The sequence below is a fragment of the Lapillicoccus sp. genome (assembly GCF_046595215.1).
GTDB lineage: Bacteria > Actinomycetota > Actinomycetes > Actinomycetales > Dermatophilaceae > Lapillicoccus.
In genome coordinates, this window is record NZ_JBKJPP010000149.1 from 1 (window position 1) to 8,109 (window position 8,109).

Below are 8,109 nucleotides of genomic sequence, written 5' to 3' on the forward strand. Positions count from 1 at the left end.
TACCCGCACCTGGGCTGAGCAGAGAGGCTGACGCATGCAGTTCGGTCGCACGTACGAGGAGTTCGAGGTCGGCGACGTCTACCAGCACTGGCCGGGCAAGACGGTCACCGAGTCCGATGACCACCTGTTCTGCCTGCTGACGATGAACCACCACCCGCTGCACCTCGACAGCTTCTACGCCGAGAACACGACCCAGTTCGGCAAGAACGTCGTCGTCGGCAACTACATCTACTCGATCCTGCTCGGGATGTCGGTGCCGGACGTGTCCGGCAAGGCGATCGCCAACCTCGAGGTCGAGTCGCTGCGGCACGTTGCGCCGACGTTCCACGGGGACACGGTCTACGGCCAGACCGAGGTGCTCGACAAGTGGGAGTCGAAGAGCAAGGACGACCGCGGGGTCGTCTACGTCGAGACCAAGGGATGCCGCCAGGACGGCACGCTCGTCTGCATCTTCCGCCGCAAGGTGATGGTCCCGAAGCAGAGCTACCTCGACGCGCGCGGCGGGGAGCAGCCCGGGCGGCCGGAGCTCGTCGAGCCGACCCCGAAGACCTGACCGCCCGGCCTGCCGTCGACCCCTTAGCCTGAGAGCGTGCTGATCGACCTCCACGCCCACTCCACCGCCAGTGACGGCACCCAGCCGCCGGCCGACGTGGTCGCGTCCGCGCGCGCCGCTGGCCTCGACGTCCTCGCCCTGACCGACCACGACACCACGTCGGGATGGGATCAGGCGGCCGCGGCAGCCGAGCGCGAGGGCGTCACACTGGTCCGCGGTATCGAGATCTCCTGCGAGCGCGGCGGCACCTCGATCCACCTCCTGGGTTACCTCACCGACCCGGACCACCCGGGCCTGTCCGCGGAGCTCACCAGGGCCCGCGAGGCGCGGGTGAGCAGGCTGGAACGCATGGTCGAGCTGATGGCCGCGGACGGCATACCGATCTCGTATGCCGAGGTGCTGGCCAGCGTGCCCCCCGGCGCCACCGAGGGCCGCCCGCACATCGCCGACGCGTTGGTGCGCAAGGGAGTTGTGGCCGACCGCGACGCGGCGTTCGCTGAGTGGCTCAGCAACGACAGCCCCTACTACGTGCGTCACTACGCGCCCGACCCGGCGCGTGCGGTCGAGCTCGTCGTCGAGGCCGGTGGGGTCGCGGTCCACGCCCACCCCTTCACCCGGGCCCGGGGCAGGATGGCGTCCGACGGGCTCATCGAGGAGCTGGCCGCGGCCGGCCTCGCCGGTGTCGAGGTCGACCACCGCGACCACGACGAGGATGCGCGCTCCCGGGGGCGGGCGCTGGCCTCGTCGCTGGGCCTCCTCGTGACGGGATCGAGCGACTACCACGGCGCCGGCAAGCGCAACCTCCTCGGCGAGAACACCACTGCGCCGGGCGTTCTCGAGCAGATCGAGGCTCGCGCGAGCGGCATCACGCCGGTCCTGCGACCGTGACCGACCTCGTCACGGTCTTCGCGTCGACGTTCATCACCCTCATCGTCATCATGGACCCGCCCGGTGCGGTCCCGATCTTCCTCGCGCTGACCGGGCGTCTCACCACCGCCGAGCGCAACGGCGCCGCTCTGCGGGCGTCACTCGTCGCCTTCGGCGTCATCGCGATGTTCGCCCTGTTCGGTCAGCGGATCCTCGACTACCTCCACATCTCGATCGCGGCACTGCAGGGCGCGGGCGGCCTGCTGCTGCTGCTCGTCGCCCTCGAGCTGCTCACCGGCAAGGAGTCGGACTCGCTGGGCGACGCCGGCGTCAACGTCGCGCTCGTGCCCCTGGGGACACCGCTGCTCGCCGGCCCGGGGGCGATCGTCGCGATGATGCTTGCGGTGCAGAAGGCGGGGAGTGTGGTCGGTGAGGTGGCCGTGGCCGTGGCGCTCGTCGCGGCGATGCTCGTCGTCTACGCCTTCCTCCGCTTCGCCAGCACGGTTCGTCGGGTGCTGCGGGAGTCGGGCACGATGCTCGCGACCCGCATCGCCGGGCTGCTCGTCTCGGCGATCGCGGTGCAGATGATCGCCGACAGCGTGCGCGCGTTCGTGGCGGCGCGCTGACGGGGCCTGTGGACGACGCGGTCCGACGTCGGTCGGCGTCGGTAGGGTTTCGCGCGTGGGCGACCAGGTGAGCGGGACGGACGGGACTGCGCAGGGCGCCTTTCCGGGCATGCCCTTGCCCCTCTACTCCGCCTCGCCGTCCCGGCTGCTGGCGTGGCTCGACTGTCCGAGGCGCTACCGGATGCAGTATCTCGACCGTCCGCGCCCGGCCACCCGGCCGCCGCGGGCGCACACCTCCGTGGGGGTCGCGACGCACCATGCCCTGCGCGACTGGTGGGACCTGCCGGACGAGGTGCGGACCGCTGCTGCCGGACCCGAGCTCGTCCGGACCTCGTGGATCGACGTGGGGTTCCGCGACCCCGACCAGAGCGCGACGTGGCTCGCGACCGTCCAGGCAGAGGTCACGGCATACCTCGGCGGCCTCGACCCCCGGCACCCGCCGGTGGGCCTCGAGCGGACCGTGGCCTTCAGGACGAGGACGATCGCCCTGACCGGCCGCGTCGACCGCCTCGACGACCGCGGTGGGGAGCTCGTCGTCGTCGACTACAAGACCAGCCGGCGCGCCAGCACCACGGACGAGGCCCGGACGTCGCTGCCGATGGCCCTGTATGCCGCGGCGGTCTGGAAGATGTTCCGCCGCCGGTGCGTCCGGGTCGAGCTCCACCACGTGCCGACGGGCACCGTCGCGGCCCACACCCACACCGACGAGTCGCTGACCCGCAAGGTCGCCGAGGCCGAGTCGATTGCCCGGGACGCGCGGGCTGCCGACGCGCAGTTCCGGGAGATCGGGGTGGCGTCGAGCCTCTTTCCCCCGCACGTGTCCTCGCTCTGCGCATGGTGCGACTACCGTGCCCACTGCCCGGAGGGGCAGCAGGTCGGGCCGGAGCGGTCGGGGTGGGCAGCGCTGGAGCGTGCCGAGGCGAGCGGGGCGTCGCTCGCGAGCGGGGACACCTCCTGAGGGTGGCCACGCAGGGGCGGTGGCCCCGACCCGGCTGCCACCCTGAGAGACTGGGACCGCACGCGGGCCGCCGACCAGCTGGACGGCCACAGGGCGCACGAGTGTGCAACGGCGAGAGGCGAGTCGAGTGGCTGGAGCAAAGAGTGGGGCGCGGCGGGCGACGAAGAAGCCAGTGCGCAGCGGCGCCCTGGTGGTCGCGGTGGCCAACCAGAAGGGTGGCGTGGCGAAGACGACCTCCGTCGCCAGTCTCGGCGCCGCCTTCGCCGAGGCCGGCAAGCGGGTGCTGCTCATCGACCTCGACGCGCAGGCCTGCCTGACCTTCTCCCTGGGCGTGGACCCCGACGCGGTCGAGACGTCCATCAACGAGGTGCTCCTCGGCAAGGTCGACGCGGTGGATGCGGTGATCTCCTGCGCGGACGGGGTCGACCTCATCCCGTCGGTGATCGAGCTTGCCGGCGCCGAGGCGCAGCTGCTGCCCCGCCCGGGCCGCGAGTACGTCCTGCGCACGGCCCTCGAGCCGATCCTTCCCGACTACGACGTCGTCCTGCTGGACTGCTCGCCGAGCCTCGGGGTCCTCACCCTCAACGCACTCACCGCCGCCCAGGGCCTGGTCATCCCCATGCCCTGCGAGATGCTCAGCCACCGCGGCGTCGGTCAGCTGCTCGACACGGTGGCCGACGTGCAGCGCATCCTCAACAAGGACCTCGAGGTGCTCGGGGTGCTCCCGACGATGTTCGACGGCCGGAGCAACCACGCGCAGGCGGTCCTGGCGGACGTGGGGGAGCGCTACGGGCTGCCGGTGCTGCTGCCGCCGATCCCCAAGACGGTGCGTTTTGCGGAGGCACCCGCCGTCGGTCGCTCGATCCTGGCGACGTCACGCACGTCCAAGGGCGCCGCCGCCTACCGCGAGGTCGCGGCGGGTCTGCTCGACCGCCTCTGACCGGCGGCTTGGAGCAGGCTCACGCGACCCGGCATCCCGTCCGGGGAATGCACCTTCGAGGACGGTGGTTGTGACCAGACGTGCCCCCGAGAACCTGAACGGCACCCCGACAGCCATCGCAAGGAGCCCCCATGACCCGAGTCGCCGCCCTGTCCACCCCCTCAGCAGGTGCCCCGCTCGAGCCCACCTCGATCGAGTCGCGCGCCCTGCGTGACGACGACGTGCGCATCGACATCAAGTTTGCCGGCATCTGCCACAGCGACATCCACCAGGTCCGCGAGGAGTGGGGAACGGCGATCTTCCCCATGGTCCCCGGCCACGAGATCGCTGGCATCGTCGCCGAGGTCGGCCCGGGTGTGACGAAGCACCAGGTCGGCGACCGCGTCGGCGTCGGCTGCCTGGTCGACTCATGCGGCGAGTGCGAGTTCTGCAAGGACGGCGAGGAGCAGTTCTGTGCCAAGGGCTCGGTGCCGACCTACAACGGCGAGGGGTATGACGGCGAGAAGACCATGGGCGGCTACAGCCAGCAGGTCGTCGTCTCCGAGCGCTTCGCCTTGTCCATCCCGGAAGGGATCGCGCTTGACGTCGCGGCGCCGCTGCTGTGCGCCGGCATCACCACCTACACCCCCCTCAAGCGCTGGGGCGCGGGCCCGGGCGCCAAGGTTGCCGTCATCGGTCTCGGTGGCCTCGGCCACATGGCCGTCAAGATCGCCGTCGCCATGGGCGCCGAGGTCACCGTCCTGTCGCGTACCCTCGACAAGAAGGACGACGGGCTGGCGCTGGGCGCGACGAACTACATTGCCACCAATGACGATGCCGCCCTCAAGGACCTCCGGTCCTCCTTCGACATCATCATCAACACGGTGAGCGCGAACCTGCAGATCGACACCTACCTCGCGATGCTCCGCCCGCTCGGTGCGCTGGCCAACGTCGGCCTGCCGAGCGACGCCTGGCAGGTCGCCCCCGGCTCCATCGTCAACGGCAGCCGGGTCCTCGCCGGGTCAAACATCGGCGGGATCGCGGCCACGCAGGAGATGCTCGACTTCTGCGCCGAGCACCACATCGGCGCAACGATCGAGACGATCAGCGCCGACCGGGTCAACGAGGCGTACGACCGCGTCGTGGAGGGCGACGTGCGCTACCGGTTCGTCATCGACACGGCCACCATCCCCGCCGCCTGAGCCTGCGGCGGCGGCTGACGTCGCGTCGCCCCACACCGCGCGAAGCGCCGGCCCCCTCTGGGGACCGGCGCTTCCTCGTATGCCGTGGTGCGTCGGCGTGCGTGGTGCGTCAGCGTGCGTGGTGCGTCAGTCGGTCGCCGCGGCGGAGGCGGCACCGGCGCCATCAGCGCCGCCGTTGGCGCCGTGGCCATCGGCGCCACCTCGGTCACCACGACGGCGACGGGTGCGGGGGGCGGACTCGCTGGTGGTGGCCCCTGCGGCGTCGGCGGCGGCCTGCTCGGCGGGCGGGGTCGTGGCGGCGGCGCCGGTGTCACCCGTGCCGTCGGAGGGAGCGGCGCCGTCGTCGGTGCGTCGGACCCGACGACGGTTGCGGTTGCGACGCGGACGCTCACCGTCGGACTCGGCGGTGTCGTTGACGGGCCCGGTTGTCGTCGGTTCCGGGCGGCCCTCGGCCCTCGCCTCGGGCGAGCGGCTTCGGCCCTCGCTGCGTGCTCCCTCGACCCGTCCCGCACCCCGGGCGCCGCCGCGGTCCTCGCGGCCCCGGCCACCGCCGCCGTCGCGTCGGCCACCGTCTCGCCCGCCACCGTCTCGCCCGCCACCATCGCGTCCGCCGGCGTTGCGCCGACCGGAGGACTTGCCCGTCTCGCCCAGGTCCTCGAGCACCTCCGCACCGAGGCCGGCCCGGGTCTGCTGCGACTTGCGCAACCGCCCCGTGGCCTCGTGGGGGATGTCGAGCTGATCGTGGAAGTGCTCCGAGGAGGAGTAGGTCTCCTCCGGCTCCGGGATGCCGAGGTCGAGCTGGCGGTTGATCATTCCCCACCGGGGCATGTCGTCCCAGTCGACGAAGGTCACCGCGATGCCGGTGTTGCCGGCGCGTCCGGTGCGACCGATCCGGTGGACATAGGTCTTCTCGTCCTCTGGGCACTGGTAGTTGACGACGTGCGTGACGTGCTCCACGTCGATGCCGCGGGCGGCGACATCCGTCGCGACGAGGACATCGACGTTGCCGTGGCGGAAGGCCCGAAGGGCCTGCTCACGGGCGCCCTGACCCAGGTCTCCGTGGATCGCCGCGGCGGCGAAGCCACGGTCGGCCAGCTCGTCGGCGACCTTCGCGGCGGTGCGCTTGGTCCGGGTGAAGACGAGGGTGAGTCCGCGGTCGCGGGCCTGAAGGATGCGGGCGAGCATCTCCACCTTGTCGAGCGCGTGCGCCCGGTAGACGAACTGCTCGGTGGCCTTGACGGTGTGGGCGTTCTCGTTCTCGTCGCCCATGGCGCGGATGTGGGTCGGCTGCTTCATGTAGCGGCGGGCCAGGGCCACGATGGCCCCGGGCATCGTCGCAGAGAAGAGCATCGTCTGCCGCGTCGGCGACGTCAAAGCCATCAGCGTCTCCACGTCGGGCAGGAAGCCGAGGTCGAGCATCTCGTCGGCCTCGTCCAGCACGAGCGCGTGCACGTGGGAGAGGTCGAGCGCCTTGCGGTTGGCCAGGTCGATCAGCCGACCTGGCGTGCCGACGACGATGTCGACGCCGGAGGCGAGGGTGTCGAGCTGGGTGTCGTAGCCGACACCGCCGTAGACCGTCAGGACCCGGAGGCCGAGGTCGGCGCTGGCCAGGTGCAGGTCGTTGGAGACCTGGAGCGCGAGCTCGCGGGTCGGAGCGACGATGAGCGCCTGCGGCTTGCCCTGCGGCAGGTCGGCGTAGGCCGGGTCGGTCATGGTGACGCTGCGCTGGAGCACCGGGATGCCGAACGCGAGGGTCTTGCCGGTGCCGGTGCGGGCCTGGCCGATGAGGTCGGTGCCCATCAGGGCGACCGAGAGGGTCATCTCCTGGATGGCGAAGGGGGTGATGATGCCTGCGCGCTCAAGGGCGTCGCAGATCCCGGGGAGCACCCCGAGTTCACGGAATGTGGTGGTCACGATATGTCGCTTTCTGTTCTCTGTCCTCGTCGTGCGGCGGACTCGGAGAGAGAAAGCCAGCCGCGCACATGCGTCGGGGCCGGTGAATGGATGTGCGAAACACGGCCCGCGATGGGGACAGTCTATCGCCTAGGGTTCGGGCATGACTGAATCGTCGGCCGTCCCGCCCCAGGACGCCGCCTACACTGCGGCCGTCATCGACCTGCTCGGAGCGATCGCCTACGGCGAGTTGAGCGCCTTCGAGCGCCTCGCGGAGGACGCCAAGCTCGCCCCGACGCTGGAGGACAAGGTCGCGATCGGGTCCATGGCGGCGGCCGAGTTCGCCCACCTCGAGAAGCTCCACGGGCGGCTGCGTGAGCTCGGCGGCGATCCGTACGCCGCCATGTCTGCCTTCCAGGTCGGCTTCGACGACTTCCACGCACACACCCAGCCCGCCGACTGGTACGAAGGCCTGATCAAGGCCTACGTCGGCGAGGGCATCGCGGCCGATTTCTACCGCGAGATCGCTGCCTACCTCGATGCCGACACGCGCGACCTGATCGTGGCCGCGCTGGCGGATGCCGGCCAGTCCGCCTTCGTGGTCGAGCGGGTGCGCGCCGGCATCGCGGAGGACCACCGCCTCGGCGGACGCCTGGCGCTGTGGGGGCGCCGGCTGATGGGGGAGGCGCTGACCCAGGCCCAGCGTGTCGCGGCCGAGCGCGACGCCCTGAGCGCCCTGCTCGCGGGCGGCGTCGACCGCCCCGGTCTCGACCTGGCGGCGATCGGGCGGATGTTCACCCGCCTGACCGACCGCCACGGCGAGCGCATGGCCGAGCTCGGCCTCGCCAGCTGACCGACGGCCACGGGGGTCCAGATGACTGACGCGGAGGAAGCCAGGGCCCGGATCGCTCTGCTCCTGATCGTGGGCCTCCTGCTGGGGCTGCCCGCCGCGGTCATGGCCGCCTGGATCAGCGACGACGCGTCCTGGGCCTTCTGGGGATGCGTGCTGGTCGCCGGTGTCTGCGCGCTGATGGTCCTCGTGTCTGCGATCGCGTACGCCGTGTCGTTGGGCAGGGCTGCCCGACCGTGAG

General features: G+C 71.4%; 9 protein-coding genes. 8 read left to right on the forward strand and 1 reads right to left on the reverse strand.

Annotated features, from left to right (window positions below; genetic code table 11):
- The first annotated feature begins 34 nt into the window (after positions 1 to 34).
- The 6 genes from ACLL9L_RS13220 to ACLL9L_RS13245 all read left to right on the forward strand — a co-directional run bounded on the left by ACLL9L_RS13220 (position 35) and on the right by ACLL9L_RS13245 (position 5,125).
- On the forward strand, positions 35 to 553 hold the full coding sequence (locus ACLL9L_RS13220) for a MaoC family dehydratase (protein ID WP_411285125.1): 519 nt from the start codon (positions 35 to 37) through the stop codon (positions 551 to 553).
- Between the two features lie 36 nt (positions 554 to 589).
- Complete coding sequence (locus ACLL9L_RS13225) at positions 590 to 1,441, forward strand: PHP domain-containing protein (protein WP_411285126.1); 852 nt, start codon at positions 590 to 592, stop codon at positions 1,439 to 1,441.
- A complete protein-coding gene (locus ACLL9L_RS13230; RefSeq protein WP_411285127.1) occupies positions 1,438 to 2,046 on the forward strand; it encodes a MarC family protein in 609 nt (202 codons plus the stop codon). Before ACLL9L_RS13225 ends, ACLL9L_RS13230 begins: the two co-directional genes overlap by 4 nt.
- Before the next feature lie 55 nt (positions 2,047 to 2,101).
- The gene (locus tag ACLL9L_RS13235; protein WP_411285128.1) at positions 2,102 to 3,004 is read left to right on the forward strand and encodes a RecB family exonuclease; all 903 of its coding nucleotides are present in this window, start codon (positions 2,102 to 2,104) and stop codon (positions 3,002 to 3,004) included.
- A gap of 127 nt (positions 3,005 to 3,131) precedes the next feature.
- Positions 3,132 to 3,944, forward strand: coding sequence for a ParA family protein (locus tag ACLL9L_RS13240; RefSeq protein ID WP_411285129.1), 813 nt, complete (start codon positions 3,132 to 3,134; stop codon positions 3,942 to 3,944).
- Between the two features lie 131 nt (positions 3,945 to 4,075).
- The gene (locus tag ACLL9L_RS13245; RefSeq protein WP_411285130.1) at positions 4,076 to 5,125 is read left to right on the forward strand and encodes an NAD(P)-dependent alcohol dehydrogenase; all 1,050 of its coding nucleotides are present in this window, start codon (positions 4,076 to 4,078) and stop codon (positions 5,123 to 5,125) included.
- Positions 5,126 to 5,251: 126 nt separating this feature from the next.
- Here ACLL9L_RS13245 and ACLL9L_RS13250 read toward each other — a convergent pair whose 3' ends face one another.
- Positions 5,252 to 7,039: a DEAD/DEAH box helicase gene (locus ACLL9L_RS13250; RefSeq protein WP_411285131.1), complete on the reverse strand. Its 1,788-nt coding sequence runs from the start codon at positions 7,037 to 7,039 to the stop codon at positions 5,252 to 5,254.
- Positions 7,040 to 7,181: 142 nt separating this feature from the next.
- Here ACLL9L_RS13250 and ACLL9L_RS13255 point away from each other — a divergent pair, with 142 nt between their 5' ends.
- Both ACLL9L_RS13255 and ACLL9L_RS13260 read left to right on the forward strand, forming a co-directional pair.
- The gene (locus ACLL9L_RS13255; RefSeq protein ID WP_411285132.1) at positions 7,182 to 7,871 is read left to right on the forward strand and encodes a ferritin-like fold-containing protein; all 690 of its coding nucleotides are present in this window, start codon (positions 7,182 to 7,184) and stop codon (positions 7,869 to 7,871) included.
- A 21-nt stretch (positions 7,872 to 7,892) separates the two neighbouring features.
- Positions 7,893 to 8,108, forward strand: coding sequence for a hypothetical protein (locus ACLL9L_RS13260; protein WP_411285133.1), 216 nt, complete (start codon positions 7,893 to 7,895; stop codon positions 8,106 to 8,108).
- Position 8,109 lies beyond the last annotated feature (1 nt).